This is a genomic window from Aldersonia sp. NBC_00410 (genome assembly GCF_026342035.1).
Classification (GTDB): Bacteria; Actinomycetota; Actinomycetes; order Mycobacteriales; family Mycobacteriaceae; genus Aldersonia.
In genome coordinates, this window is the sequence record NZ_JAPENM010000004.1 from 150,955 (window position 1) to 177,227 (window position 26,273).

The following is a 26,273-nucleotide window of genomic DNA, read 5'->3' on the forward strand; positions in this document are numbered from 1 at the left end:
TTGTCAACAATCTAGCGGCGGCACGCGTTGACGTCCAGCTAGGCCTCCGACCTGCTCTTTCTACCGGAGCATCACCCGAGGCCGACGTCCCGAACGGGAACATCGTCCCCGTCAGCCATGCATGTCCGACAACACTGCGGACCGCCACGCGAAATCGCGAAAAAATGTGCGCGCGTTGTCTGGCGCGGCCGGGGTTGTAGGCCGCACACTGAGGCCACGGCACGACGACGGCGCGTAGCTCGACTCCAGGATTTACGCGGACGAAACGCCCCGGAGCCGATCGATCTACATATCAGCTTCACAATCGAACGTGATGGTTCGACGTCGCACCAGGATCGTAGATTGTTGACAATCCTGCCAGGGGGTGAACCGATGAGCGTGACCACAGACCAGACCTATCTCGGGGTCATAGTTCCCTACGATTTCGCGCTGGACCGTGAGATCTGGAAGTGGACACCCAAGCGGGTTTCCCTCCTTGTCACCCGGACTCCGCAGCTCGGTCTTCCCTCGACGGTCGCGATGGCCGAGTCGATCAGTGACGAATCGACCATCCGCAACGCCACCAAGCAGTTGCTCACCACCGAGCCCGCCGCCGTGGTTTACCTGTGCACGTCCGGCAGCTTCATCCGCGGCGCCGCCTGGGAGCGGTACATGCACGAGGTGATGGGCGAATCCGGCGCACCGGCGACGGTGACCACGGCCGGCGCGCTGGTGAACGCGTGCCATGCGCTCGGCGTCCGACGCCTGGCGCTGGCAACGCCCTACCTCGACAGCGTCACCGACCGGCTGCGCGCCTTCCTCGATCAGAGCAATGTCGGGGTGGTCAACAGCATCGGACTCGGCCACGCCGAGCGGATCTGGCAGGTTCCCGAGCAGCACGTGCGCGAATTGGTGCTGGCCAGCGACCATCCCGACGCGGATGCCGTCTTCATCAGCTGTACCAACCTGCGCACCTACGGGCTCATCCGCGAGCTCGAAGCCGAACTCGGCAAGCCCGTGCTCACGGCGAACCAGGTGTCGATCTGGGCCGCACTGCGTGCTGCCGGGATCAAACAACCCGACATCAAGCAGCGGCTCTTCCTCGACACCTGGCATCGCCGTCGCCGGAGTCCGTCAAAGGCCACCCTCGCGGCGCTCGAATCGCAGCGACTCGCCCTCCATACCGCGTAACCACAGATCCTGCGCGGCCTCGGCAATCTCGTCGAGGCCGCGCACGATCGTCGCGAACACATTGCCCGGCACGAACCCGAAATCCGGGTTGAGCAGCAGATTATTGCGCTCGTAGAACAGCGCCAGGTCAATTTTCGGTGCCGCGTCGCCGCCATAGCCGTGCGACTTCGGCGTCAGCTGCCACGGCTCGAAGGTGAAGTACATGACATCACCCGGAATCGGCGTGATGGTCGGGTTCTCCGGGCCCGGCTCCTCGGGCGCGAACGCGTCGACGAGCGTGTAGATCTCGTTGCGCGCGTACTTCGCGTGGAAGACCCCGGCCTCCTGCGGCAGCGCGCCCCAGACGGCCGCGCAGGTGCGCGGTGCGAGATCGTCGTGCAGCTCCGCCACACACGTCACGCCACGCTTGGTCAACGAAATATCGATGTATCGGGTCACGGACGGCCCCTTTCCAAGTTCGCGGTTCTCCTGCAAAGTGTAGATTGTTGACAATCATACGGATTCGTTACGAAGGAGGCGCATGAGCACCCACGAGCCCACGATCGGAATCCTTTACCCCGGGTTCTCCGCCGAGGACGACTACCCGCGGTTCGAGGCGCTGCTCGGCGGTGACGTCACACTGCCCGTGCAGCACACGCTGATGAACGAGGACGCACACCGACTCGACGCCCTGCTCGACTGGGGCCGGCCGGAGACCCTCGCCGCGGGTGCCGATGCGTTGCGCGACAAGCAGATCGATGCTGTCTTGTGGGCGTGCACCAGCGGCAGCTTCGCCTACGGCTGGGATGGTGCACACGAGCAGGCGAGCGGGCTCGCCGAGCATGCGGGCGTGCCGGCGTCCAGCACGTCGCTGGCGTTCGTGCACGCGCTGCGCGCGCTCGAGCTGAAGACCGTGGCCGTCGCCGCGACCTATCCTGCCGATGTGGCAGCGCTTTTCGTCGATTTCCTCAACGCCGGCGGTATCGAAGTGGCGAAGGTCAGCAGCCACGAAATCATCACCGCCGCCGAGGTCGGCACACTCACCGCGGACCGACTGCTCGACATCACCGTCGCGGGCGACGACCCAGCGGCACAGGCGGTGCTGCTGCCGGACACCGCGTTTCACACCGCGGCTCACCTCGAACTGCTCGAGCAGCGACTCGGCAAACCGGTCCTCACCGCCAATCAGGTGACGGTATGGAAATCGCTACGACTCGTCGGGGCCCCGGTGCACCGTGTCGGGCTCGGGCGGCTGTTCCGGGACGCCGTCGGGGTCTGACCGGCCCTTCGTCGCACACTTCCCGACGCCGCGCACACGTTGCAGCACACGGAACCCTATGCGGGACAACAGGAAGTGTGCGGAGCTCAGTGGACGTAGCCGCTGTGCTTGTCGACGATGTTGAGCGGCTGCTCCCCCGCGGCGTAGCGCTCGAAGTTGCGCACGAACAGCCGCTCCAGCCGCTCCCGCCAGCCGGTCGCGTCCCCGCTCATATGCGGTGAGACGAGGACGTTGTCCAACTCCCAGAGCGGATGATCGGCCGGTAGCGGCTCCTCGTCGAAGACATCGAGTGCGGCGCCGGCAATCGTCCCGCCCCGCAGCGCGGTCACGAGATCGTCGGTGACGACCAGTTCGCCGCGGCCGACGTTGATCAGGCGCGCCGACGACGGCAGGGCCGCGAGCACCTTCGCGTCGACCATGCCGCGCGTCGCGTCGGTCAACGGCGCCAACAGGATCAAGTAGTCGACGTCGGGCGCGAGGTCCGCCAGATCCGCACTCTCGTGCACGACCCCGAAGTCCGGATCGTCGGCGCGGCCGCGGCGACCCGCACCGGTGACGTCGCAGCCCACCGCACGGAGCAGTCGGGCCGTCTCCCGGCCGATCGCACCGGTGCCGACCACCAGCGCCCGCTTTCCCTCGATAGTCTCGGTCTCGCGGTGCTGCCAGACTCGGTCGCGCTGAAATCGCGCCGAGGCCGGCATGTCCTTGGCGAACGCGAGCATGCTCGCCAACACGAACTCCGCGATCGGCCGGTCGAATATCCCGCGCGAATTGGTCACCAGCACATCGGATTCGACCAACTCGTCGAACAACAGCGTGTCGACGCCGGCAGCTGCGACGTGCACCCATCGCAAAGCATCGGCAGCATTCCACGCCTCCTGCAGCGCCGCCGAGAAGAAGTCCCAGACGAGCAGGACGTCGGCTCCAACCAACTGTTCGTGCAGCGTCTCCGTCGTGGCGTAGCGGATCTCGGCCGGCAATTCGTCCAGGGCCACGGGTCGGTGGTCGGCATGCAGAACTGCGATGACGGGTCGGCTCATAGGCTCGGCTGCCCCGCCAGTTCGCGCTGTGCCATCAGCATCGTCAGGTCCTCGACGGCGGTGCGCAGGTGCGTGTGGATCGCCTCGGCAAGCACATCCCACGGCCCGGTCGCCAGCAGATCCACCAGATACTGATGCTCCTCGGCCAGCGCCTCCGGCCGGTGATAGGCATTCTCCAAGTGCACCATGCAGATTCGTGCCTCCGCGGCCAGCGTCGAATAGATCCGTACCATCCGCGAGTTGCCGGTCGCCTCGACCAGGGTGGCGTGGAACTTCAGGTCCTGCTTGGCCAGGTTCTTCCAGTCCCCCGCCGCGATCAGGTCGGGCATCGTCGCAACGACGCGCGCCAGCCGGGTAATCGCGGACTCGCGCAGCGCCGGATTCCCCTCCAAAACGGTTCGGGCCGCAGCCAGTTCGATCGCCTCCCGAGCCGCGTAAATCTCCGTCACGTCACCCGGCGTCAGCTCGACGACGAACACGCCGCGGTTGCGGTGGCTGACGAGCAGGCCCTCCTGCGCGAGTCGTTGCAGCGCCTCGCGCACAGGGCCACGCGAAATCGCCAGTTGCTCGGCAAGATTGGCTTCCGACAGCTGCTCGCCCGGCGCGTACGAGCCGTCCAGGATCCGTTCGCGCAGCCGGTCGGCGATCACCACCGAGGTCTGCTGCGCGTTCAGCGGAGTGAGGCGTCGGGTCATAGCAGTCTCCTAGCTCCGCGGAATGGCGAGATACTTGTACTCGAGGAACTCGTCGATCCCGATTCGGCCGCCCTCGCGCCCGAGGCCGGACTGCTTCACACCGCCGAACGGTGCGGCCGGGTTCGACACCAGCCCGGCGTTGAGACCGACCATGCCAACCTCGAGCTGCTCGCTGAGGGAGAACGCGCGATCGACATCCTGGGTGTAGACGTACCCGACCAGCCCCCACTCGGTGTCGTTGGCGGCCTGCACCGCATCCTCTTCATCGTCGAACACCGTGATCGCGGCCACCGGCCCGAAGATCTCGGTGCTCATCAACTCCGCGTCCGGACCGACGTCGGTGAGCACGGTCGGCGGGTAGAAGTAGCCCGCACCCTCGACTGCCGTACCGCCGGTGACCACCCTGGCACCCCGATCGCGCGCATCCGCCACGAGTCGTGCCACCTTCTCCAGGCCCGCCCGATCGATGAGTGGCCCGATGTCCGTACCGTCCGCGGCGCCGTCGCCGACGGTCAGTGACGTCATCCGGTCGGCCAGTTTGGTCGCGAATTCCTCTGCGACACTGCGGTGCACGAAGAACCGATTGGCCGCGGTGCACGTCTCGCCCATGTTGCGCAGCTTGGCGATCATCGCTCCCTCGACCGCGCGGTCGATGTCGGCGTCCGCGCACACCAGGAACGGAGCGTTGCCGCCGAGTTCCATCGAGGTCCGCATCACTGTCGTCGCCGCCTGCGTCAGCAGCAGCTTGCCGACGTCCGTCGATCCGGTGAAGCTGAGCTTGCGCGCGATGCCACCTTCGAGCCAATGCCGCACGACCGCACCAGGATTGCTGGTCGGCACTACGTTCAGGACGCCCGCGGGCAAACCGGCCTCCTCCAGGATCCCGGCGAGCGCCAGCGCGGTGAGAGGAGTCTGCTCGGCGGGTTTGAACACCATCGTGCAGCCGGCCGCGATGGCCGGGCCGATCTTGCGGGTGCCCATCGCGAGCGGGAAGTTCCACGGCGTCACCAGGACACACGGGCCGACCGGCTCGCGGGTGACGATGATCCGGTTCTTGCCGTCGCCGGTGGTGGTGTGGTCACCGCCGATCCGGACCGCCTCCTCGGAGAACCAGCGGAAGAATTCGGCGCCATAGGCAACTTCGCCCCGCGCCTCGGCGAGTGGTTTGCCCATCTCCGCCGTCATGATCGCGGCGAGTTCGTCGGTGCGGTCGAGGATCAACTCGTAGGCACGCCGCAGAATCTCGCTGCGTTCGCGCGGTGCGGTGCGCGCCCAGTCACGCTGCACGGCGGCAGCAGCACGGATCGCCCGCTCGGCGTCGGCGACCGAACCGTCCGCGACCTCGGCGACGGGTTGCTCGGTCGCCGGGTTGATGACGGTGAAAGTGGCGCCGGATTCTGCGGGCGCCCACTTGCCGTCGATGTAGAGCTCGGTGGCGATACGGCTCTCGGTCACGGTTGGTCCTCCTGGCGATCGGGGTCGAGCAATTCGGCTAGATGCAATGATTCCCTGCCGAGCTGATCCACCTGCATTCGGCAGCTGAATCCGTCGGCCAAGACGGTCGAATCGGGTGGGCCGTCCCGCAATGCCGGCGCGAGTCCCTGCTCGGCGACCTGCATACTCAGCCCGTAGTGGTCGGCCTCGAAGCCGAAGTTGCCCGCGACGCCGCAACATCCGGTGGCCTCGGCAACCTCGATCACGCCGATGCCGGCGAGCGCGCGACGCTGCGTCGTGTTACCGAACGTGGCGTACTCGTGGCAGTGTGTTTGCACCGTCACCCGTTCGGGCAGCGGCACCGACGGCTGCCAGCCCGATGCGGTGAGCTCGCCGATCGCGGCCGAGAAGCTGCGAATGCGCTCGGCCACGCGCCGCGCCGCCGCGCTGTGCACCAGTTCGGGCAGATCCTTGCGCAGGGCCGCGGCGCAACTGGGCTCGATCACGATGATCGGCGCGGTGCCGCCATCGTCGAGGCGTTCAACGGTCTTCTGCAGCACTTTGCGCGCCCGCCGCAGCTGACCGGTCGAGATCCAGGTCAGCCCGCAGCAGGCGTCGGTGCGGCACTCCACGCGCCGGCCGGCGTCGGCAAGCACGCGCTGGGCGGCACCGGCGACGTGCGGGCGGAAGGCCGCGGTAAACGTGTCGACCAGCAGCACGGCGTCGGGGTTCGGCTCGGAGGGCCGCAGTTCCGCCCGCAACCGGCGCCGCGACGCGAAGTCGGGCAACGTCCGCTCGGTGGTGAGTCCGGCCAGGCGCATGCCGGTCGGTGCGATCGCACTGCGGGCCAGCCGGTTCACCAGCGGCGCGGTCCAACCCGCTATTTTCGCCCACACCGGCAGCCAGCCCAGGCTGTAGTGCGACATCGGCCGGCGGCGACGGCGGTAGTAGTGATCGAAGAACTCGGACTTGTACGTCGCCATGTCCACGCCGGTCGGACAGTCGGTGGAACAGGCCTTGCACGACAGGCACAGGTCGAGCGACTCACGGACCTCGTCGGAGCGCCACCCCGCCTCGACGGTCGGCGCGTTACGGATCATCTCCTGCAGCACGCGAGCACGCCCACGGGTGGAGTCCTTCTCGTCGCGCGTGGCGCGGAAACTAGGGCACATCACCCCGCCGCTACTCGACCGGCACCGGCCGACGCCGACGCAGCCCTGCGCGGCGTGCAGCAGGGGTGCGACACCGTGGCCGGAACCGAGATCGAATGTCGTCGACCAGTCGCGGTTATCGGTATGCGCGAGCGCCAGATCCGCCATGGTCGGCGCCGGATCCACGATGCTGCCGGGATTGAGCAACGCCTGCGGATCCCACAGCTGCTTGAACTTGGCGAACGCCGACATCACCGACGGCGAGTACATCAGTGGCAGCACCTGCGAGCGGGCGCGGCCGTCACCATGCTCACCCGAAACCGAACCGCCGAACTGCACGCACAACCGTGCGGCCCGATCGAGGAAGGCGGCCATCACTTCCCGGCCTTCCTCGGTGCGCTGGTCGAAATCGATACGCACGTGCATGCAGCCGGCGCCGAAATGTCCGTACATGACACCGGTGAGCCCGAATTCGTCGAGCAGGACGCGCAACTCGACAAGGTAGTCGGCGAGCCGATCCGGCGCGACCGCGGAATCCTCCCAGCCGGGCCATGATTCGCCACCACCCGCGAGTCGTGAGGCCAGGCCCGCCCCGTCCTCGCGCACGCGCCAGAGCGAGGCCCGCTCGGCGGCGTCGTGCACGACCCGGCCGTCCACGAGCCGGCCCGCACCGCGCAACCGATCGAGCAGTTCGGCACCCTTCGCGCGCACCTCTTCCGGGTCCGGCCCGTCGAGATCGACGTAGAGCCAGGCCTGTCCCTCGGGCAGCCCGACCACGGAGTCGTCGCCGCGGCGAAATCGCATCGTCTCCACGATCGCGGCGTCGATGCCCTCGACCGCGGCCGGTTCGTATTCGAGGATGGTCATGACATCGCGTGCGGCGTCCACCACGTCGCGGTAGCCGAGGCTGAGCAACATCGCCGCCGGCGGCACCGGCACGAGCGCGACCTTCGCGGCCACGATGACCGCGCAGGTGCCCTCACTACCGACCAGCGCACGAGCGACATCGAAACCGTTCTCCGGCAAGAGGTTCGCAAGATGATAGCCGGATACCTGGCGCGGAATTCGGCCCAGTTCGACCCGGAACTGGGCGAGGTACTCGTCGGTGAGTTCGCGCATCGCATCCGAGATCGCCGCTGCCTGCGCGACCGCGCGCACATCGTCCGGGTCGGCGGCGTGCAGTCCGGTGCGTGTCGCGATGAGCCGATACCCGTCCGTGGTCACCAGGTGCAGCGCGAGCACGTGATCGGAGGTGCGTCCGTAGCGCACCGAGTGGTTGCCGCAGGCATCGTTGCCGATTGCCCCGCCCACCGTCGCCCGGGATTTGCTCGACGGGTCGGGGGCAAAGGTCAACCGGCCGTCCGACGCGGCCGCGACGGCGGCCTGAAGGTCGGTGAGAACGATGCCGGGTTGTACTGTCGCGGTGGAGTTCTCGACGTCGATGTCGAGCACTCGGTTCATGTACCGGGAGAAGTCGATCACCACTCCTGTCCCGACCGCGTTCCCGGCCATCGAGGTGCCGCCGCCACGCGAGGTGATCGGCACGCTGTCCCCGACGCAGGCCGTCACGATCGCGGCGACCTCGTCGACATCACGCGGGAAGGCGACGGCGGACGGCGAGACGCGGTAATTCGATGCGTCGTAGGAATACTCGGCGCGGCGGCGTGGTCCGTCGTCGAGGAGGGGCGCTCCGCGGGCTCCGCGCCGGAGGTGGATCGCGCCCCCGGCAAGTTCGCCGAGCAGCGGGGTATCAACCACCCAGACCCACCTTCAGTGCCGCGGCAAGCCGCTGTACGCCGTCGGCGATCTCGTCCGCGCGCACGATCAGTGCAGGCACCACGCGGACCACATTGCCGTAGCCGCCGCAGGTGAGCAGCAGCAGATCCTGGTCCACGGCGGCCTGTTGCACCGCCACCGCCGCAGCGGGGTCGGGCTCGCCCTCGGCCGTGGTGAACTCGAGTGCCTGCATGAGTCCGAGACCACGCACATCACCGATCTGCGGATGCTGGGCCTGCAGTTCCTGCAGCGCGGCCCCGAGCTGATCGCCACGCACCCGCGCGTTCTCGACCAGACCTTCCTCGCGCACCACGTCGAGGGTCGCGACCGCCGCCGCCGCCGCGACCGCGTTACCGCCGTACGTGCCGCCCTGCGAGCCGGGCCAGGCCTTGGACATGAGCTCGCTCGACGCGGCGATCGCGGAGATGGGGAATCCGCTCGCGAGCCCCTTCGCCGTGATGATGATGTCCGGGGTGGCGGTGGAATACTCGTGCCCCCAGAACTTTCCGGTGCGACCGACACCGGCCTGCACCTCGTCGATGATCAGCACGATGCCATGCCGGTCGGCGCGCTCGCGCAGTCCGTCGAGGAAGCGCGGCGGCGTCGGCAGGTAGCCACCGTCACCGAGCACCGGCTCGATGATGAATGCCGCGGTATCGGGCACGCTCGACACCGTCTGCAGGAGGTAGTCGAGCTCGCGCAGCGCGAAGTCCACGGCGGTGTCGACGTCCCAGCCGTAGCGGTACGCGTAGGGAAACGGCGCGAGATGCACACCGGCCATCAGCGGCGCGAACCCGCTGCGGAACTTGGTGCCTGCGCTGGTGAGCGACGCGGCGGCAACGGTGCGGCCGTGGAAACCGCCATGGAAGGCGATGATGTTCGGCCGCCCGGTTGCCATGCGCGCGAGCCGGATCGAGGCCTCGACCGCCTCGGAGCCGGAGGTCGCATAGAAGACACTGTCCAGCCCTCGGGGCAGGACCTCGCCGAGCTTGTCGGTGAGTTCGAGCAGTGGACGGTGCAGCACGGTCGTGTACTGCGCGTGGATGATCGAGCCCGCCTGGGCGCGCGCTGCCTCGACCACCTTGGGATGGCAGTGACCGGTACTGGTCACACCGATGCCGGTGGTGAAATCGAGGTAGCGGCGTCCGTCGGTGCCGAAGATCCAGCTGCCTTCGGCGTGATCGACGACCACCGGAGTGGCCTGCTTGAGGATCGGGCTCAGCGTCGTCATGCACCAATGGTTGGGCCTGACCGACAGATTGTCAACAATTTACAACTAGCGCGGGAGCGAAGGCGCTCCCACCAGGGTCCTGGACGGATTTCAGCCGGCAGAGGTGCCGGCCATAGCCCGCACAGGAGCCTCGACCGGTTCGAGCCGGCCCTGCTCCTCGGCCCGCATCTTGAGCAGGATGAGTCCGGAGACGGACGCAACGATGAGACACAGCACCGCCGGAACCACCTGCAGCCAGGCAATTCCGATCCCGGCCCCGATGAGACCGGCGACAAAAGCACACCACCCGATGGACTTCGAAACGACAGATGCCATTGGACTGAACTTCCTCACGAAAGGTGGTAGGGATTCTCAGTAGTTAACTTGCGTCACACAGGTTACGAGGAGTCCCACCTGACACCATGCCGCGACACGCGCCATCACCTGCGCCGATACCAATCCGATACCGACGTGTCCGGGGTGGAGAAAGCCGGCTACAACTCGACGCGCGCGTAGTCCGACAGCCGAGCGCTGAGCACCTGCACATGCTCGCGCGCACCACCGAAAGTCTGCTCGATCGCGGTCAACCGCGCGACGTAATGCGACACCGGGTATTCGGCGGTGATGCCGATACCGCCGTGCAGCTGCACCGCCTCCTGCCCGATGTGCCTGGCCGAGCGCGCGACCTGCAGCTTTGCCCGTGAGGCGATGACCGTATCGATCCGGTCGTCCTCGATGGACATCGTGAGGTATGTGCTCATGCTGCGGGCCATCTCCAGCGAGACGTACATGTCCGCCGCGCGCTGCGTCAGCGTCTGGAACTTCGCGAGCGGGACACCGAACTGCTTGCGGGCCTTGAGGTATTCGGCAGTCAGCCGCAACGCCTCGTCCATCGCGCCGACCGCTTCCGCGCACAGGGCGTCCTGGGCACGCACCACCGCCGCCTCGATGTGCGTCGCCGCATCCGTTGCCTCGCCGAGCGGCTCGGCCGGTGCGGAGCTGAAATCGAGCTGGGCGCCGCGCAGCCCGTCGTAGGTGCGGTAGCCGGTACGTGCCACACCATCGGCCGCGGGATCGAGCAGAAACAGCCCGGTCCCACCGTCGGGCAGCTTTGCGCTGACCACCAGTTGATCCGCGCAATCACCGTGCGGCACAGGGTTTTTGCTGCCGGTCAGCCGCCAGCCCGACTCGTCGTGCGAGGCGACGGTGGCGAGATCGGTGTCGGGCCACCGCGAACCGGGCTCGGCGTGCGCGAAACCCAGCAGCGAAGCGCCCTCGGCGACCTGCGGCAGAATCTTCGCGCACTGCTCCGCGCTGCCCGCCGCCTCGATCAGCCAGCCGGGCAGCAGCACCGCGTCCAGCAACGGCTCCGGCGCGAGCCGGCGGCCGATCTCGGTCAGCACGGCTGCGGTCTCGACGGGGCCGGCCCCCATGCCGCCGTTCTCCTCGGTGAAACTCAGCCCGAGCAGACCGGTCTCGGCGAGCTGACGCCACACGTCCCGGCTCCACCCGAGTTCGGTCTCGATGACCTTGTTGCGCTTCTCCGCGTCGTAGCTGCGCCCGAGCAGTTCGCGCGCCGTATCGCGCAGCAGCGCCTGTTCTTCGGTGAGTTGAAAGTCCATGGCGCGCCTCACAATCCCAGAATCGTCGAGGCAATGATGGTGCGCTGCACCTCGTTCGATCCGCCGTAGATGGACACCTTGCGGTAGTTCAGGTAGGACGGCGCGGTGCGCTGCGCCCAGTCCGGGGACGCGACACCCGGGCCTGCCCGATAGGGCAGTGCGTCCGGCCCGGCAACCTCGAGCAGCAGCTCCGTGGCGGCCTGCTGCAGTTCGCTACCGCGCAGCTTCAGCACCGACGACACCGGATTCGGCGCACCGTCGGCCGACCCGGACACCACGCGCAGCTGGGTAACTTCGAGGGCGAGCAGTTCGTTCTCGATCTCGGCGAGGCGCGCAGCGAACAACGGATCGTCGAGCAGCGTGCCGCCACCCACCTTGGTCGCCGCGGCGCGCTCCTTCACGACACCGAGCTTCACCTTGGTTCGACCGACACCGGCGATACCGGTGCGCTCGTTGCCGAGCAGGAACTTGGCGTAGCTCCAACCGCGGTTCTCCTCGCCGACGAGGTGATCGGCGGGCACCCGGACGTTCTCGAAGAACACCTCATTGACCTCGTAGCTGCCGTCGATCAGTTTGATCGGGCGCACGGTCAGGCCCGGCGTGTCCATCTCGATGAGCAGCATCGAGATGCCGGCCTGGCGCTTCGGCGCAGTCGGGTCGGTGCGCACCAGACAGAAGATCCAGTCCGCGTGCTGGGCCAGCGTCGTCCAGGTCTTCTGCCCGTTGACGACGTACTCGTCGCCGTCGCGCACCGCGGTCGTGCGCAGCGAGGCCAGATCCGAACCGGCCTCGGGCTCGGAAAAGCCCTGGCACCACCAGATGTCGAGGTTCGCGGTCGGCGGCAGGAAGCGCTCTTTCATCTCCTGCGAGCCGAACTCCGCGATGACCGGGCCGATCATGTTCGCGTTGAAGGTCAGCGGCTCCGGGACGCAGGCCAGCTGCATCTCGTCGAGCCAGATGTGCCGCTGCGTCGGGGTCCAGTCCTGTCCGCCCCACGCGACGGGCCAGTTCGGCACCGCAAGCCCCTTGGCGTTGAGAGTCCGCTGGGTGCTGATGAAATCCTCGCGGCGCAACTCGACGCCGTTGCCAACCCGTTCCCGAACATCGGCAGGGATCTCGGTGGTGAAGAAAGATCGAAGCTCATCGCGAAACGCGCGTTCCTCGTCCGTTAGCGCCAGTTTCATAGCTGATTCCTCGCGGCTTTGGGAGTTTCTCTTCGCAACGTACTCCACCCCCAGCTGTGCTTGGGCGCCGCCGTCTCGCCGGCCACTCGGCTACGCTCATCGGTCAATATGAGCGATCACTGCGCGCCGCGATGACCTACTTCGCGCTGGTGCGGCACGGCGAGACGGACTGGAACCGGCACGGCCGGCTGCAGGGCTCCTCGGACGTCCCACTCAACGACACCGGCCGCGCACAGGCGCGCGAGGCGGCACATCGGCTCGCGGCGAGCGACTGGGACGTGCTGGTGAGTTCACCGCTGTCGCGCGCGTCCGAAACCGCCGACCTGATCGGCGCCGAACTCGGCCTCACTCGCTCCGCGAGCTATCCGGACTTGCGTGAACGCCACTACGGCGAGGCCGAGGGCCTGACCGACTACGAGGCGTATTACGAATGGCCGCACGGGCTTTATCCCGGGCTGGAGCCGCGGATCGAGGTCGCTCGGCGCGGGCTTCGCACGCTGTCCGAGCTGCACACCGAGCACCCCGACTCGGCCGTGATCGTGGTCGCGCACGGCGGTGTCATCCGCGCGATCCTCGACGTGCTGTTGCAGACTCGCCGTTCCCCGCGCATCCTCAACGCCGGAGTCAGCACGGTCGGCGTGGACGACGACGGCTGGCAAGTGCGCAGCATCAACGGCATCGATATCCCGAGTATGGACATCTGAATCCTGGAGGCGTCGTGCGCATCGAGGCGAAACTGGCCGAACTCGGTTTGACGCTCCCCGCGGCTCCCGAGCCACCGCCCGGGTTTCAGTTCGCCTTCGAATGGGCGCGGGTGCGGGGCAGTCGCGTGTATCTGTCCGGACACTCGGCCCAGCAGCCGGACGGATCGTTCGCGGGCCCGTTCGGGCGGGTACCGACCGAAGTGAGCGTCGACGACGCCATCGACGCGGCGCGGGCCGCGGCGTTGTCCATGCTCGGCACACTGGCCCGCACCCTCGGCGACCTGGACCGGGTCAGCGCGTGGCTGACCGTATCCGGCGCGGTGCAGGCCGCGCCGGGATTTCCGCAGACCACGGTGATCCTGAACGGGTTCTCCGATCTCGTAACCCAGGTGTTCGGCGCACAGGTCGGCGCGCACGCCCGCACCGCGCTCGGACATTCCGCGCTGCCGATGAACAACGCCGTGGTGATCTCCGCCGAGGTCGAGATCGACGGCTGAGCGCGCACAGGCGAGTAACATACGCAACATGCGTAACATCGGCATGCTGGTCGTCATCGCCGCGGCGGCCCTCATTTCGTCGGCGTGCAACGAGGGCGGCACGTCCACACCGGCGGCTACCGCCGGCACTGCCACCACCACCACGACCGAACCAATCCCTGCCGACAATGCCGACAAGTCCGCGGAGCACACGACCGACGCCGACCTGACCGTGCGTGACCTGCGCATCGGGCGTCAGGACGGCTTCGACCGGGTGGTCTACGAATTCGGCGGCACCGGCACGCCCGGCTACCGGGCCAGCTACGTCCACAGCGCCGTGCAGGACGGCAGCGGCAAACCGATCGAGGTGCCCGGCGAATCGATTTTGCAAGTGTCCATCACCGGCACGTCCTATCCGTTCGACAGTGGCATCGAGCCGTATTCCGGCGCCAACCCGCTCGCCGAACCGAGCGCCGAGGTGGTGAACGCGGCCTACCTCGGTGCCGTCTACGAAGGCGTCACCCGATCGGTCATCGGGGTGCGGGGCGCGAAGCCCGCATACCGGATCAGCACGCTGTCGAACCCGACCCGACTCGTCGTCGATATCGCCGGGTGAAACTGCCCGAGTTGCGGCACCGACCTGCTGGTAGGTTCGCGTCAACCCGACCCCGGGGAGCGAGGAGCGAATTTTGAGCGTCACCACTACCGCCCGCCGTGCCGCGGCGGCCGCCGTCCTGACCGCGGCCGCCGTCACTCTCGGTGTCACCGCACCGGCATCCGCCGCCCCAGCCGTCGATCGCAGCCTGCCGACACAGGTGCGCGATGGCCTCGACCAGCTGCGCACCGACGCGGGTGATTCGCTGCAAGCCCGGCTCGCGGTGAGTGCGATCGAAACCGGCGCCCGCACCAAGGTGTCCGGCACCTACGCACAGTTCGCCTACATGGCACCGACCTTCGGCTGCTCCGCCGGCGTGACGTTGACCGCGGCCAGCGGCGCCGGCGGCGCGGTGGGCGCCAACACCGGGGCGGGTCAGATCCGTTTCCAGGCCGCCCCCGCCTACACCGGATACGCCATAGGCTCGGGGCTCAACGTGGCCTGGCTCAACGTGAACACCGGGGCGAGCGGGGTGACACCGCTGGACGGCGTGACCGAATACAACCTGCCGTCGCTGGCCAGGGTCGTCGACTCGGGCCCCGGAAACATCGTGGCCGCACTGTGGGGCACGGTGACCTATCCGGCCGCCACCTGTTTCGTCGCGCCGACCGTCGGACTGTTCAACGTCGAGCCGGCACCCCCGCCGCCACCGGCGTAATCACGGCACCGCCAGCGGCTCACTGATCCCGGTCGCGGTACTTCTTCTTCGGCTTACCCGCGCCACCACCGCTGCCTTGGTGTCCGGGCGCGCCCGAATCGCGCTGTAGCTGAATCAACTGGCCGCTGATCCGGGTGCGGCGCAACGCCTCCAGCGTCTCGCGCGAGAGGTCGGCCGGCAGTTCGACGAGGCTGTGATCGGGCCGGATGCTGATATGCCCGAAATCGCTGCGCCGCAGTCCACCCTCGTTCGCGATGGCACCGACGATCGCACCCGGCACCACGCGATGGCGCTTGCCGACGCTGATCCGGTAGGTGGCGAACTCGACTCCGCCCTTGCCGCGCGGCGGACCGCTATCGCGGTTGTCCTCGCGCCGCTCGCGGCGGTGGTCGTCGTGCCGTTCGCGGCGCTCGCCCTCGAACTTGCGCACCGGGCGTTCGCGCCGTTCCCGCTCCTGCACGGGCGGCTCCGGATCCATCAGGATGTTCTCGCCATCGCGCGACTGCACCGCCAGCGCGGCGGCGATATCCGCGAGCGGGATGTCGTGCTCGCGCTCGTAGTCCTCGACCAGTTTGCGGAACAACCCGAGATGCTGAGACGAGAGCGACTCGGTGATCGAATCGGCGAATTTCACCACGCGCTGTGCGTTGACGTCTTCGACCGACGGCAATTGCATCTCTTGGAGCGGATGCCGGGTGGCCCGCTCGATCGACTTCAGCAGATGCCGCTCGCGGGGCGCAACGAACAACAGCGCCTCGCCGGCGCGCCCGGCCCGGCCGGTGCGACCGATCCGGTGCACGTACGACTCGGTGTCGTGCGGGATGTCGTAGTTCACCACGTGCGAAATGCGATCCACGTCGAGTCCGCGGGCCGCGACGTCGGTGGCAACGAGGATGTCGAGCGACCCCGACTTCAGCTGCCCGATGGTCCGTTCCCGCTGCGCCTGCACGATGTCGCCGTTGATCGCGGCCGCGGAGAATCCCCGCGCGCGCAACTTCTCGGCCAAGTCCTCGGTGGCCTGCTTGGTCCGGACGAAGATGATCATCGCCTCGAACTGCTCGACCTCGAGCACCCGGGTGAGCGCGTCCAGCTTGCGCTGATGCGACACCAGCACCCAGCGCTGCGAGATGTTCGCCGCCGTCGTGGTTTTCGACTTGACGGTGATCTCGACCGGGTCGTGCAGGTACTGCTTGGAGATCTTGCGGATCGCGGGCGGCATGGTCGCCGAGAACAGCGCGACCTGCTTGGTGTCCGGGGTGTCGGCGAGGATGCGCTCGACGTCCTCCTGGAACCCCATTTTGAGCATCTCGTCGGCCTCGTCGAGCACGAGATAGTCGAGCTTGCTCAGATTGAGACTGCCCTTCTCCAAGTGGTCGATCACACGGCCGGGGGTGCCCACCACCACATGAGCGCCGCGGCGTAGGCCGTGCAGCTGCACACCGTAGGCCTGGCCGCCGTAGATCGGCAGGACGTGCAGCTCGGGGATGTGCGCGGAGTAGCGGCCGAACGCCTCGGCGACCTGGATCGCGAGCTCGCGCGTGGGCGCAAGCACAAGTGCGCGCGGCTCACGCGCGCTGACGTCGAGCCGCATCAGGATCGGCAGCGCGAACGCCGCCGTCTTGCCGGTGCCGGTCTGCGCCAGTCCGACCACGTCATCGCCCGCAAGCAGCGGCGGAATCGTGGCGGCCTGAATCGGAGACGGCGATTCGTAGCCGACATCGGAGATCGCCGCGAGGACCGGCCCGCTGATCCCCAGATCGGCGAACGTCAGAACCTGCGGATCGGAACCGGTGTCCGAACCCGCATCGCCCGACTGATCGTTGCCCTCATTGGTGCTCATTGACCTGGAGTTTAATGCGTCCCCACGGCCCCGCCGACGTTTGGTGGCAATTCGGTATGCCCGCCGCGCGCGTGGATGAATCCGTCCCGCCACGGACGCCGTTGTGCCCTAACGTGAATGCGTGTCCACGCAGCCCGACATCCGCGTCCCGATCGCCGTCGCCCAATTCGCCCCGCGCACCGACAAGGACGCCAATCTCGCCGAGATACGTCGGCTGACGACCGAAGCCGCCGGGGACGGCGCACGGCTCGTCGTCGCCCCGGAGTACTCGATGTTCACCGGCCGGAAGTTGGATGCCGCCGCGGTGGCCGCCGCCGAACCGCTCGACGGTCCATTCGTGACCGGGTTGTCGGCGATTGCGCAAGAACTGGCGGTGTATCTCGTCGCCGGGATGAACGAGTCGGTACCGGGCGAGGACCGGTTCTCGAACACGCTGGTCGCGCTCGCGCCGGACGGATCGCTGATCACGGTCTACCGCAAACTGCATCTCTACGACGCATTCGGATTCACCGAGTCCGACGTGGTGCGACCGGGCGACATCGTCGAGCCGGCGACATTCCCGATCGACGGCATCGTCGTCGGCCTGCAGACCTGCTACGACGTGCGTTTCCCCGAGGTCACCCGGCGGCTGGTGGACGCCGGCGCCGGGGTGGTGGCGCTGCCGGCGCAGTGGATTCCCGGCCCACTCAAGGAAGACCACTGGGCGACATTGGTGCGCGCGCGGGCGATCGAGAACACGGTCTATATCGCCGCCGCGGACCAGAGCGCCCCCTCGGGTGCGGGCGGCAGCATCATCGTCGACCCGATGGGGGTGCCGATGGCCGCTCTCGGTGAGCGCACCGGCACCGTGACCGCGACCGTCTCGTCGCACCGACTCGACGAGGTGCGGCTGCGCAACCCCGCACTCGAACTGCGTCGGTTGCGTTGATCCACCGCGCAGTCGTGGGTCGCGGCGGCGAGTAATCTCGGAGCCCGATGGTCTATGCGAATCGTGTCGCTGCCGGTCGAGCACTGGCGAAGTCACTCGGCCATCTGCGCTTGGCCAATCCCCTCGTCCTCGGGTTGCCGCGCGGCGGCGTTCCGGTGGCCGCCGCCGTCGCCGATGCGCTCGACGGCGAACTCGACATCCTGCTCGTCCGAAAGCTCGGCGTGCCATGGCAACCCGAACTCGCCATGGGGGCGATCGGTGAGGGGGGCGCGAAGGTGCTGAACAGCGACGTCCTCGCCACCACCAAAGTCAGCGCCGAGCAGCTCGCCGTGGTGGAGCGGCACGAACGCGCCGAACTCGCCCGTCGCGCCACGGTGCTGCGCGGCGGGCGGGAACGTACCGCGCTGCGTGGCCGCACGGTGGTGATCGTCGACGACGGTATGGCAACGGGCGCAACCGCAGCCGCGGCCTGCCGGGTCGCGCGCACCGAGGGCGCCGCGCGAGTGGTGGTCGCAGTTCCGGTGGCGGCCCCGGAGTCGATGCGCCGCCTCGGTGCCACGGCCGACGAAGTGGTGTGCCCGTCCGTCCCCGCCGATCTCGGTGGCGTCGGGGCCGCGTACGCCGACTTCCATCAGCTCTCCGACAGGGAGGTGACCGACCTGCTGCACTGGTGAAAGACGCAAAAACGGACGTTGTGGTCATCGCAACACCCCCGCTATGTAGGCTGATCCGAGGTAGCGAGACGCTCGTGTACCGATCAGTAACCCCGTGGAGGGAGCCCCAAGATGCGCGAATTCGAAGTGCCGGCGTCGTTCACGATTCCCGCGGACGTATCGATGGCCGACACCGTGTTTCGGTACGCGGCGGAATCCCCGTCGTTCGTGCCGTTCAAGGTACCGAGCGGGGGCGGGGCGTGGTCGGATGTGACCGCGGCCCAGTTCGCCGCCGATGTTGCGGGCGTCGCGAAGGGGCTGATGGCTTCCGGCATCGAATTCGATGACCGCGTAGCCATTTTGGCCGCCACCCGCTACGAGTGGGTCGTTCTCGACTACGCCATCTGGACCGCCGGCGCCTGCGCGGTCGCGATCTACGAGACGTCGTCGAGCGAGCAAGCCAAATGGATACTCGAAGACTCCGGCACCAAACTGCTTGTGCTCGAAGCACCCAAGCATCGGGCGACGATCGACGAGATCGGCGACGGGCTGCCGGATCTGAAGGAAACCCTGCAGATCGAGCCATCCGCCGAAAAGCCGGGTGCGATCGCCGAACTCACCGAGCGCGGCAGGAACGTCTCCGACGAAGATCTGCATGCCCGCCGCAACCAGGTGGGCGCGGGCTCCCCGGCCACGCTGATCTACACCTCCGGCACCACCGGCAGGCCGAAGGGCGTCGAACTGACGCACTCGAACCTCTACGCGGAGGCCATCGGCGCCACGAAGGCGCTGCATGACGCGCTCGCGGAGGGCAAGCGGACGTTGATGTTCCTCCCGCTCGCACACGTCTTCGCGCGCGCGATCTCGGTCGGCGCTTTCGAGGCGAAGGTGACGGTCGGCCATACCGCGGACTGGACCACGCTGGTCGAGCAGTTCGCCGTGTTCAAACCGCACTTCGTGCTGTCCGTGCCGCGCGTGTTCGAGAAGGTCTACAACAGCGCGAAACAGAGCGCGCAGGACGGCGGCAAGGGCCGGATCTTCGATCTCGCCGCGTCGACCGCGATCGAGTGGAGTAAGGCTCAGGACACGGGCGGGTCCGGACTGCTGCTCAACGCCAAGCACTGGCTGTTCGACAAGCTGGTCTACGGCAAGATCCGCGCCGCGCTCGGCGGCGAATGCGACCGTGCGGTGTCGGGTGGCGGTCCGCTCGGTGAACGGCTCGGACACTTCTTCCGCGGGATCGGACTGCCCATCTACGAGGGCTACGGACTCACCGAAACCACGGCGGCCGTGTCTGTGAATACCACCGACCATATGCGCGTGGGCAGCGTCGGGCGTCCGCTCGACGGCCACGCAGTCAAAGTCGCCCAGGACGGCGAGCTGCTGGTCAAGGGCCCGGTCGTGTTTTCCGGCTACTGGCACAACGATGACGCCACCGCCGAGTCGTTCGACGGCGAATGGTTCAAGACCGGCGACCTGGGGCAGATCGACGAGGACGGCTTCGTCTCGATTACCGGCCGCAAGAAGGAAATCATCGTCACCGCCGCGGGCAAGAATGTCTCCCCCGCCACCCTCGAGGACAAGCTGCGCGCACACAGCCTGATCAGTCAGGCGATGGTGGTCGGCGATGCCCGCCCGTTCATCGGCGTACTCATCACCCTGGACCGCGAGGCCCTGCCCGGCTGGCAGGAGCGCAACGGCGTCGCCGCCGATGCTCCGATCAGCGAGCTGGCCAAGAATCCGGCGCTCGTCGCCGAGATCGAGAAGGAGGTCGCCAACGCGAACAAGGCGGTCTCCAAGGCGGAGCAGATCAAGAAGGTCCGCATCCTCGAAGCCGACTGGACGCTCGAGACCGGCGAGCTGACCCCGAAGATGTCGCTCAAGCGCGCCGTCGTGCTCAAGCAGTACGAGAGCGACGTAAACGCGATCTACAGCTGACGGGTGAACGCCCGCGTCAGGCGGCCGGGCCGCCGGCCTTGGCGCGGGCCAACGTCTTCTTGAAGATCACGAACGGCAGCAGCAGGTGCGCGACCAGCGACACCACCCACACGATCACGGTGGCCAGCACCCAGGTACCCAGGCCGTCGATCGACAAGCTGTCGGTCACCAGCGTGGTCACGATCAACGCGATGAGGGTCGAGACCAGGGCCGTGCTGCCGAGCAGCGCCGGCGCCCGGGTGACCGCGGTCTGCCGGATCAGCGGCTGGAACAAGATGTCTGCGCCGGTGAACAAGACGAGCGCGATCAGAAAGCCCTCGGCAGTCATCGACATGCCCGACAAGGTCAGGTCACCGACAATCAGCCCGAGCGCGTTGGCAATCAGCCCCACGACCAATACTGCGAGCAATCGCAACATGTGCCACAGCGTATCCGTCGCGACCCGGTTCGGTGCGGCATCGCATCAACCGAGCGGTGGCCCCAGAATCCACTCCGCGACATCGGCGCTCACCCTCGCCTGGACCGGCTCGTGCAGCAGGTCGTGGCCCGCATCGGAGTACTCCCGCAACTCGATTGCGGGGTCGGATGCCACCCAGCTCCGGACCGCGTCGATGGGTGCCAACCGGTCGTCGACACCGTGCACGACGAGCGTGGGCAGCGTCGGCGTCGCGACGTCACCGCCGGTCACGCCTTTCGGCGTACCGCACAGCACCAGTCCCGACACCGGCGTGGCGGCGGGTGCGTGCAACGCGGCCAGCGCGGTCGCGGCGCCGAGCGAATGACCGAAGACGAACACTGGAAGCTCGCCGTGCTGGGCGGCAGCCAGCCCGATCAGCCGCTGCGCGTTTTCACCCAGGTCCGCCAGCGGCGCGGCCACGCCCTCGGCGCCCTCGGAGAGCCCGTGGCCGACATGGTCGATCGCCCATACCTCGATGCCGGATCGTCCCATCGCCCGGCCGAACCGGTGATAGTCGCTGCTGCTCTGCCGGATACCGTGCAGCAGCACGACCAGCGCGCGCGGGTCGTGCACCGTCCAGACGCGGTAGTGCACGCGTCCGCTGACGCCGTCCAGGAATGGCACCGTCACATTCTCGCGCACCCTGTCGGTACCGCCACCTACAGTGAACGACGGCCGAAACAGGGAGGGGCGCGCAGTGTTTCTGCTCGACGACACGGTGGTGTACAGCGCGAGCGATTTGGCGCAGGCTTCGCAATGCGAGTTCGGTTTGCTGCGCACGCTCGACGGCAGACTCGGCCGCAGCGCCGCCACCGAGCAGGCGCCCGACCCGATGTTCGAACGCACCGCCGCCCTCGGGCACGCGCACGAGATTCGCAAGCTCGGCGAGTTCCGCGCCCGCTTCGGCGCGGGCGTGGTCGAGATGTCCCGGCCGGCGCCGAGCCGCGACGCACTCGCGGAGGCGAACCGGGCCACCCTCGCACATGTGCACGCGGGCGCCGATGTCATCTATCAGGGCTGCTTCTTCGACGGTCGCTTCCTCGGTTTCTGCGACTTCCTCGTCCGCGACGGCGAGCGCTACGGCGTCTATGACACCAAGCTCGCCCGGCACGCAAAGGTGCCGGCGCTGCTGCAGCTCGCCGCGTACGCGGAAGCATTGGCGGCCAACGGAATCGAGCCCGCTCCGCAGGTCCGCTTGCTGCTCGGCGACGGTACCGAGTCGGCGAGCGTACTCGCCGAAATCGCGCCCGTGCATGCGGCGCGGCGACGCCGCCTGATCGAGATCATCGACGCGAAACAGGCCGATCCCGAACCCGTCCGCTGGTCCGATACCCGCTACCAGGCCTGCGGCTGGTGCGATGCGTGCGCACCCGAAGTCGAGGCGAGCCGCGACCTGCTGCTTGTCGCCGGAATCCGGGCGACCGCACGGGAGCGGCTCATCACCGCCGGAATCGTCACCATCGATGCCCTCGCGACCGCCACCGGTCCGGTGCCGGACCTGGCCGACCGCACCTTCGCGACGTTGCAAGGGCAGGCCGAGATTCAGTTGCGCGCCGAATCCACGGGAGCGGCCGTCTACGAGGTCTTCGCCCCGGATGCGCTCGCCGCGCTGCCCCCGGCCGATCCGGGTGACATCTTTTTCGATTTCGAGGGCGATCCGCTCTGGTCGGAAGGAGGCTCCCCGGACTGGGGACTCGAGTACCTGTTCGGCGTGGTCGAATCCGACCCGGTGGGCACCGCGATGTTCCGGCCGTTCTGGGCACACGACCGGCGCGGCGAACGCGCGGCCCTGCTCGCGTTCCTCGACTACGTCACCGAACGCAGGCGCCGACACCCGAAGATGCACATCTATCACTACGCGGCGTACGAGAAATCGGCGTTGCTCCGACTGGCCGGTCGGCATGGCGTCGGGGAGGAAATCGTCGACGACCTGCTGCGCGGCAACGTCCTGATCGATCTCTACCCGATCGTGCGGGCCTGCCTGCGGGTCGGCGAGCGTTCCTACAGCATCAAGAAACTCGAGCCGCTGTATATGGGTGACCAGCTGCGCGCCGGCGATGTCACCAACGCCGCCGACTCCGTCGTGGCCTACGCCAACTACTGCGACGCACGTGATTCGGGCCGTCGCGACGCCGCCGCGGAAATCCTGCGCGGCATCGCCGACTACAACGAATACGACTGCGTCTCCACGTTGCGGTTGCGCGATTGGCTGCTCGGGCACGCCGAATCTGCGGGGGTGACACCGCGTCCGGTCGGCTCGTTCGACGCGACCGAGGAGGAACAGGGCCCGCTGGAACGAGCATTGCGCGAGTACGCGGGAGACGCGTTGCCGGGCGACCGCGGCCCGGACCAGTCCGCGGCTGCCCTGCTGGCCGCGGCCCTCGGATACCACCGTCGAGAGGCGAAACCGTTCTGGTGGGCACATTTCGAGCGGCTGTCACACCCGGTGGACGAGTGGTCCGACACCAAAGACGTGCTGGTAGCCGAAATGGTTGTGGTGCAGAGGGACTGGTACCGCGAAGGTCGGAAGAACCCACGCCGCGAACTCGCCGTCACCGGGCGGTTCGATACCGGCAGCAACGCACGCGGCGACGTGAAGCTGCTCTACGACCCGCCGGCACCGGCGGGCCTCGCCGGTGCCGAGACCGACCTCACCCGGCGCGTCACCAGCCGGGCCGCGGTGGTCTCCACCGAACTCGACGCCGACTACGCCGACGTCGTCGTGGTCACCGAGGTACTGCCGCGCGGCGTCGAGAGCTACTCACAGCTCCCGATGGCAATCGCGCCGGGAGATCCGATCCAGGCGGGCAGCCTCGAAGCGGCAATCGAGTTCGCGGCCCAACAGACATGCGACAGCCTCCCGACCCTGCCCGCCTGCGCGGCCGTCGACATCCTGCGCAGGCGTCCGCCACGGACCCGCAGCGGTACTCGATCCCCCGTGGTTGTCGGCACCGACTACGCGCGCGCGATCACCGACGCGGTCCTCGACCTCGACGACTCCTATATCGCCGTGCAGGGCCCGCCCGGCACCGGCAAGACCTACACCGGCGCACGAGTCGTCGCGGAACTCGTCGCCAAGCACGGCTGGAAGATCGGGGTGGTCGGCCAATCCCACTCGGTCATCGAGAACTTCCTCGACGGAGTGGTCGATGCCGGTGTCCCGGCGGCGTCCGTCGCCAAGAACACCGCGTCGCCCGGCCACGCGTGGACGGCGATCGAGAAGTACGGGCATGCCGAGTTCCTCGACAACGCCGGCACTGCCGGGTGCGTGATCGGCGGCACCGCCTGGGATTTCACCAACGAGAAGCGGGTAGAGCGTGGCTGTCTCGACCTGCTGGTCATCGACGAGGCCGGTCAGTTCGCGCTGGCGAACACGATCGCGGTCGGCGTGAGCGCGCGAAACCTGTTGCTGCTCGGCGACCCGCAGCAGCTGCCGCAGGTCAGCCAGGGCACCCATCCCGAGCCCGTGGATGCCTCCGCGCTCGGCTGGCTCGCCGCCGGGCACGGCACGATCCCCGCGGACCGCGGCTACTTCCTCGAACACACCTGGCGGATGCATCCGGCCGTGTGCGAACCGGTTTCGCTGCTGTCCTACGAGGGCAGGCTGCACTCGCACGAGGCCGAAACCACCGCACGCGACCTGCACGGCGTCGCGCCGGGGCTGTGCACCGTGCTCGTCGACCACCGCGGCAACGCCACCGAGTCCATCGAGGAAGCCGACGAAATCGTGCGCCGCGCACGGGCGCTGCTGGGGACGCCGTGGACGTGCAAGGGGGCGACCGCAGCACTGGACCAAACCGGGATTCTCGTCGTGGCGCCGTACAACGCGCAGGTGCAGCTGATCCGTGCCCGGCTTGCCGCAGCCGGGCTCGACGACGTCATGGTCGGCACGGTGGACAAGTTCCAGGGCCGCCAAGCTCCGGTGGTGATCGTCTCGATGACCGCATCCGCGATCGAGGACATTCCGCGCGGGATGGGATTCCTGTTGTCGCGCAACCGGCTCAACGTCGCCGTATCGCGCGCGATGTGGCAGGCGATTCTGGTGCGCTCGCGGCTGCTCACCGAGTACCTGCCGCCGACCCCACAGGGATTATCGGATCTCGGTGCGTTCATGCGACTGTGCGGCGACCGAACCGAGTCGGGAGCGGACCGCTAGCCGAAGCACTGCCCTTCGCCTCGGTAGGTCGGCACCGTCGTGCGTCTGCCGTCGGCCTCGACGAGGTGCACGCGGTCGAACCGTTCGCACAGTTCGCCGGCCTTCGCGTGCCGGAACCACACCCGGTCCCCGATCGCGAGCTCGCCGGCCTTGCCCCCGGTCAGCGGCGTCTGCACCTCGCCCGCGCCCTCGCTGGCGATCAGCTTCATCCCCGGCGGCCAGGCCGGTTGCGGCACACGCGAATCCCCCGCCGGACCGGAGGCGATGTACCCACCGGAGAACGCCGTCGCAATACCCGGCGCCGGCCGACGCAGCACGGAGGTGGCGAAGTACATCGCCGGATGCGGGGTGAAGCTGCGGTAGTCGTCGAACAGCGTCGGCACGTACAGCCCCGAACCGGCAGTCACCTCGGTGACGACCTCGTCGGCGACACTCACCTCGATCGAGCCCGAGCCACCGCTGTTCACGATCTCGAGCGGGCCGGCCACGTTCTGCACTGCGGCGACAACGGCCCCGCGGCGGCGCAACATGTCCCGCGCCGAGGCCCATTTCAATCGCCGGACCGCGAACCGGGTGTCGGGCAGGCCGGCAATCTGCGCCTCGTAGGTCATCACGCCGACGACGTCGAAACCGCGTTGCAGCGCCGCAGCGGCCAGTGCCGCGGCCTGCGCCGGGGTGCGCAGCGGCGAGCGGCGTACGCCGAGATGCACCGGGCCGACCCGCAGCGACGCGTCCACGTCGAGACACACCCGCGGACGCAGTTCCGGGTTCCCGACGGAGCCGCGGATCACGCCGAGCTGGTCGATGTCGTCGACCATCAGTACGATCGCAGCGACGAGTTCGGGGGCAGCGGCGTAGTCGCGCAGCGCGGCCCGATCCGTCGTCGGGTAGCCCATCAAGATGTCGGTATGCCCATTGCCGGCCAGCCAGATGGCTTCGCGCAGCGAATAACTCATGATGCCGCGGAACCCGCCCGCGCCGGCGAGCGTCAAGGCACGCTGCGGCGTGAGCGCTTCGTCGAGCACTGTGCGGCAGCGCACCGACTTGCTCGCCAACCGGATCGGGACCGAGCCGGCCCGGCGGATCAGGTCCGCCGCGTTGGCCCGGAGGGTGGGCATGTCGATCGCTGCCAGCGGCGGATCGAGGTCCGCCGTCGCCCGAGTCAACCGCTCGATCACGGCGGTCGCCGAACGACTGCGGGCCTTGCGCATCGACGTCACGGTTCCAGTAAAGCCTTCCTCACCACGGACCCACCCCGACCCGTGCAG

The 26,273-nt window shown here is 68.0% G+C and carries 23 protein-coding genes; 10 read left to right on the forward strand and 13 right to left on the reverse strand.

What is annotated here, in order from left to right:
• Nucleotides 1-372: 372 nt before the first annotated feature.
• Nucleotides 373-1,170 (forward strand): Asp/Glu/hydantoin racemase, encoded by a 798-nt coding sequence (locus OG921_RS10915; RefSeq protein ID WP_266112444.1) that lies wholly within the window; start codon nt 373-375, stop codon nt 1,168-1,170.
• Here the strand turns inward: OG921_RS10915 and OG921_RS10920 are convergent.
• On the reverse strand, nt 1,114-1,608 hold the full coding sequence (locus OG921_RS10920; RefSeq protein ID WP_266112445.1) for a DUF3830 family protein: 495 nt from the start codon (nt 1,606-1,608) through the stop codon (nt 1,114-1,116). The two genes, OG921_RS10915 and OG921_RS10920, sit on opposite strands and share 57 nt — an antisense overlap.
• A gap of 82 nt (nt 1,609-1,690) precedes the next feature.
• Here OG921_RS10920 and OG921_RS10925 point away from each other — a divergent pair, with 82 nt between their 5' ends.
• The gene (locus OG921_RS10925; protein WP_266112446.1) at nt 1,691-2,428 is read left to right on the forward strand and encodes a maleate cis-trans isomerase; all 738 of its coding nucleotides are present in this window, start codon (nt 1,691-1,693) and stop codon (nt 2,426-2,428) included.
• 86 nt (nt 2,429-2,514) lie between these two features.
• Here OG921_RS10925 and OG921_RS10930 read toward each other — a convergent pair whose 3' ends face one another.
• From OG921_RS10930 to OG921_RS10965, 8 genes are all read right to left on the reverse strand, one after another.
• Nucleotides 2,515-3,468, reverse strand: coding sequence for a D-2-hydroxyacid dehydrogenase (locus OG921_RS10930; RefSeq protein WP_266112447.1), 954 nt, complete (start codon nt 3,466-3,468; stop codon nt 2,515-2,517).
• Nucleotides 3,465-4,163, reverse strand: a complete 699-nt coding sequence (locus tag OG921_RS10935; RefSeq protein WP_266112448.1) for a GntR family transcriptional regulator — start codon at nt 4,161-4,163, stop codon at nt 3,465-3,467. Before OG921_RS10935 ends, OG921_RS10930 begins: the two co-directional genes overlap by 4 nt.
• A gap of 9 nt (nt 4,164-4,172) precedes the next feature.
• A complete protein-coding gene (locus tag OG921_RS10940) occupies nt 4,173-5,618 on the reverse strand; it encodes an NAD-dependent succinate-semialdehyde dehydrogenase (protein WP_266112449.1) in 1,446 nt (481 codons plus the stop codon).
• Nucleotides 5,615-8,464, reverse strand: a complete 2,850-nt coding sequence (locus OG921_RS10945; RefSeq protein WP_266112790.1) for an FAD-binding and (Fe-S)-binding domain-containing protein — start codon at nt 8,462-8,464, stop codon at nt 5,615-5,617. Before OG921_RS10945 ends, OG921_RS10940 begins: the two co-directional genes overlap by 4 nt.
• A 34-nt stretch (nt 8,465-8,498) precedes the next feature.
• Complete coding sequence (locus OG921_RS10950; RefSeq protein WP_266112450.1) at nt 8,499-9,755, reverse strand: aspartate aminotransferase family protein; 1,257 nt, start codon at nt 9,753-9,755, stop codon at nt 8,499-8,501.
• A gap of 90 nt (nt 9,756-9,845) precedes the next feature.
• Nucleotides 9,846-10,070, reverse strand: a complete 225-nt coding sequence (locus tag OG921_RS10955) for a hypothetical protein (RefSeq protein ID WP_266112451.1) — start codon at nt 10,068-10,070, stop codon at nt 9,846-9,848.
• Nucleotides 10,071-10,228: 158 nt separating this feature from the next.
• Complete coding sequence (locus OG921_RS10960; protein WP_266112452.1) at nt 10,229-11,356, reverse strand: acyl-CoA dehydrogenase family protein; 1,128 nt, start codon at nt 11,354-11,356, stop codon at nt 10,229-10,231.
• 8 nt (nt 11,357-11,364) lie between these two features.
• The gene (locus tag OG921_RS10965; RefSeq protein ID WP_266112454.1) at nt 11,365-12,540 is read right to left on the reverse strand and encodes an acyl-CoA dehydrogenase family protein; all 1,176 of its coding nucleotides are present in this window, start codon (nt 12,538-12,540) and stop codon (nt 11,365-11,367) included.
• Nucleotides 12,541-12,671: 131 nt separating this feature from the next.
• Here OG921_RS10965 and OG921_RS10970 point away from each other — a divergent pair, with 131 nt between their 5' ends.
• The 4 genes from OG921_RS10970 to OG921_RS10985 all read left to right on the forward strand — a co-directional run bounded on the left by OG921_RS10970 (nt 12,672) and on the right by OG921_RS10985 (nt 15,033).
• A complete protein-coding gene (locus tag OG921_RS10970) occupies nt 12,672-13,244 on the forward strand; it encodes a histidine phosphatase family protein (RefSeq protein ID WP_266112455.1) in 573 nt (190 codons plus the stop codon).
• A 14-nt stretch (nt 13,245-13,258) separates the two neighbouring features.
• Complete coding sequence (locus OG921_RS10975) at nt 13,259-13,741, forward strand: RidA family protein (protein WP_266112456.1); 483 nt, start codon at nt 13,259-13,261, stop codon at nt 13,739-13,741.
• 28 nt (nt 13,742-13,769) lie between these two features.
• Nucleotides 13,770-14,336, forward strand: a complete 567-nt coding sequence (locus tag OG921_RS10980; RefSeq protein WP_266112457.1) for a hypothetical protein — start codon at nt 13,770-13,772, stop codon at nt 14,334-14,336.
• Between the two features lie 73 nt (nt 14,337-14,409).
• Nucleotides 14,410-15,033: a hypothetical protein gene (locus OG921_RS10985; protein WP_266112458.1), complete on the forward strand. Its 624-nt coding sequence runs from the start codon at nt 14,410-14,412 to the stop codon at nt 15,031-15,033.
• Between the two features lie 19 nt (nt 15,034-15,052).
• Here OG921_RS10985 and OG921_RS10990 read toward each other — a convergent pair whose 3' ends face one another.
• A complete protein-coding gene (locus OG921_RS10990; protein ID WP_266112459.1) occupies nt 15,053-16,873 on the reverse strand; it encodes a DEAD/DEAH box helicase in 1,821 nt (606 codons plus the stop codon).
• 121 nt (nt 16,874-16,994) lie between these two features.
• Between OG921_RS10990 and OG921_RS10995 the strand changes: the two genes are divergently transcribed.
• The 3 genes from OG921_RS10995 (at nt 16,995) to OG921_RS11005 (ending at nt 20,392) form a co-directional block, all read left to right on the forward strand.
• The gene (locus OG921_RS10995; RefSeq protein ID WP_266112460.1) at nt 16,995-17,801 is read left to right on the forward strand and encodes a carbon-nitrogen hydrolase family protein; all 807 of its coding nucleotides are present in this window, start codon (nt 16,995-16,997) and stop codon (nt 17,799-17,801) included.
• Nucleotides 17,802-17,848: 47 nt separating this feature from the next.
• A complete protein-coding gene (locus tag OG921_RS11000; protein ID WP_266112461.1) occupies nt 17,849-18,475 on the forward strand; it encodes a phosphoribosyltransferase in 627 nt (208 codons plus the stop codon).
• Between the two features lie 111 nt (nt 18,476-18,586).
• The gene (locus tag OG921_RS11005) at nt 18,587-20,392 is read left to right on the forward strand and encodes a long-chain fatty acid--CoA ligase (protein WP_266112462.1); all 1,806 of its coding nucleotides are present in this window, start codon (nt 18,587-18,589) and stop codon (nt 20,390-20,392) included.
• A gap of 16 nt (nt 20,393-20,408) precedes the next feature.
• Here OG921_RS11005 and OG921_RS11010 read toward each other — a convergent pair whose 3' ends face one another.
• Together OG921_RS11010 and OG921_RS11015 are read right to left on the reverse strand one after the other, a co-directional pair.
• Nucleotides 20,409-20,810, reverse strand: a complete 402-nt coding sequence (locus OG921_RS11010; RefSeq protein ID WP_266112463.1) for a hypothetical protein — start codon at nt 20,808-20,810, stop codon at nt 20,409-20,411.
• Nucleotides 20,811-20,855: 45 nt separating this feature from the next.
• Nucleotides 20,856-21,473: an alpha/beta hydrolase gene (locus OG921_RS11015; RefSeq protein WP_266112464.1), complete on the reverse strand. Its 618-nt coding sequence runs from the start codon at nt 21,471-21,473 to the stop codon at nt 20,856-20,858.
• Between the two features lie 73 nt (nt 21,474-21,546).
• Here OG921_RS11015 and OG921_RS11020 point away from each other — a divergent pair, with 73 nt between their 5' ends.
• Complete coding sequence (locus tag OG921_RS11020) at nt 21,547-25,005, forward strand: bifunctional RecB family nuclease/DEAD/DEAH box helicase (protein WP_266112465.1); 3,459 nt, start codon at nt 21,547-21,549, stop codon at nt 25,003-25,005.
• Here OG921_RS11020 and OG921_RS11025 read toward each other — a convergent pair.
• Nucleotides 25,002-26,216 carry an alanine racemase gene (locus OG921_RS11025; RefSeq protein WP_266112791.1) on the reverse strand — a complete coding sequence of 405 codons (1,215 nt, stop codon included), beginning with the start codon at nt 26,214-26,216 and terminating at the stop codon, nt 25,002-25,004. The genes OG921_RS11020 and OG921_RS11025 overlap by 4 nt on opposite strands.
• Nucleotides 26,217-26,273 lie beyond the last annotated feature (57 nt).

Bases quoted from the DNA above. Each gene is read 5' to 3' on its own strand.
- OG921_RS10915 (WP_266112444.1), top strand. From the start codon at position 373: ATGAGCGTGACCACAGACCAGACCTATCTCGGGGTCATAGTTCCCTAC.
- OG921_RS10925 (WP_266112446.1), top strand. From the start codon at position 1,691: ATGAGCACCCACGAGCCCACGATCGGAATCCTTTACCCCGGGTTCTCC.
- OG921_RS10930 (WP_266112447.1), bottom strand. From the start codon at position 3,468: ATGAGCCGACCCGTCATCGCAGTTCTGCATGCCGACCACCGACCCGTG.
- OG921_RS10935 (WP_266112448.1), bottom strand. From the start codon at position 4,163: ATGACCCGACGCCTCACTCCGCTGAACGCGCAGCAGACCTCGGTGGTG.
- OG921_RS10950 (WP_266112450.1), bottom strand. From the start codon at position 9,755: ATGACGACGCTGAGCCCGATCCTCAAGCAGGCCACTCCGGTGGTCGTC.
- OG921_RS10955 (WP_266112451.1), bottom strand. From the start codon at position 10,070: ATGGCATCTGTCGTTTCGAAGTCCATCGGGTGGTGTGCTTTTGTCGCC.
- OG921_RS10960 (WP_266112452.1), bottom strand. From the start codon at position 11,356: ATGGACTTTCAACTCACCGAAGAACAGGCGCTGCTGCGCGATACGGCG.
- OG921_RS10965 (WP_266112454.1), bottom strand. From the start codon at position 12,540: ATGAAACTGGCGCTAACGGACGAGGAACGCGCGTTTCGCGATGAGCTT.
- OG921_RS10970 (WP_266112455.1), top strand. From the start codon at position 12,672: ATGACCTACTTCGCGCTGGTGCGGCACGGCGAGACGGACTGGAACCGG.
- OG921_RS10980 (WP_266112457.1), top strand. From the start codon at position 13,770: ATGCGTAACATCGGCATGCTGGTCGTCATCGCCGCGGCGGCCCTCATT.
- OG921_RS10990 (WP_266112459.1), bottom strand. From the start codon at position 16,873: ATGAGCACCAATGAGGGCAACGATCAGTCGGGCGATGCGGGTTCGGAC.
- OG921_RS11000 (WP_266112461.1), top strand. From the start codon at position 17,849: ATGGTCTATGCGAATCGTGTCGCTGCCGGTCGAGCACTGGCGAAGTCA.
- OG921_RS11005 (WP_266112462.1), top strand. From the start codon at position 18,587: ATGCGCGAATTCGAAGTGCCGGCGTCGTTCACGATTCCCGCGGACGTA.
- OG921_RS11010 (WP_266112463.1), bottom strand. From the start codon at position 20,810: ATGTTGCGATTGCTCGCAGTATTGGTCGTGGGGCTGATTGCCAACGCG.
- OG921_RS11025 (WP_266112791.1), bottom strand. From the start codon at position 26,216: ATGCGCAAGGCCCGCAGTCGTTCGGCGACCGCCGTGATCGAGCGGTTG.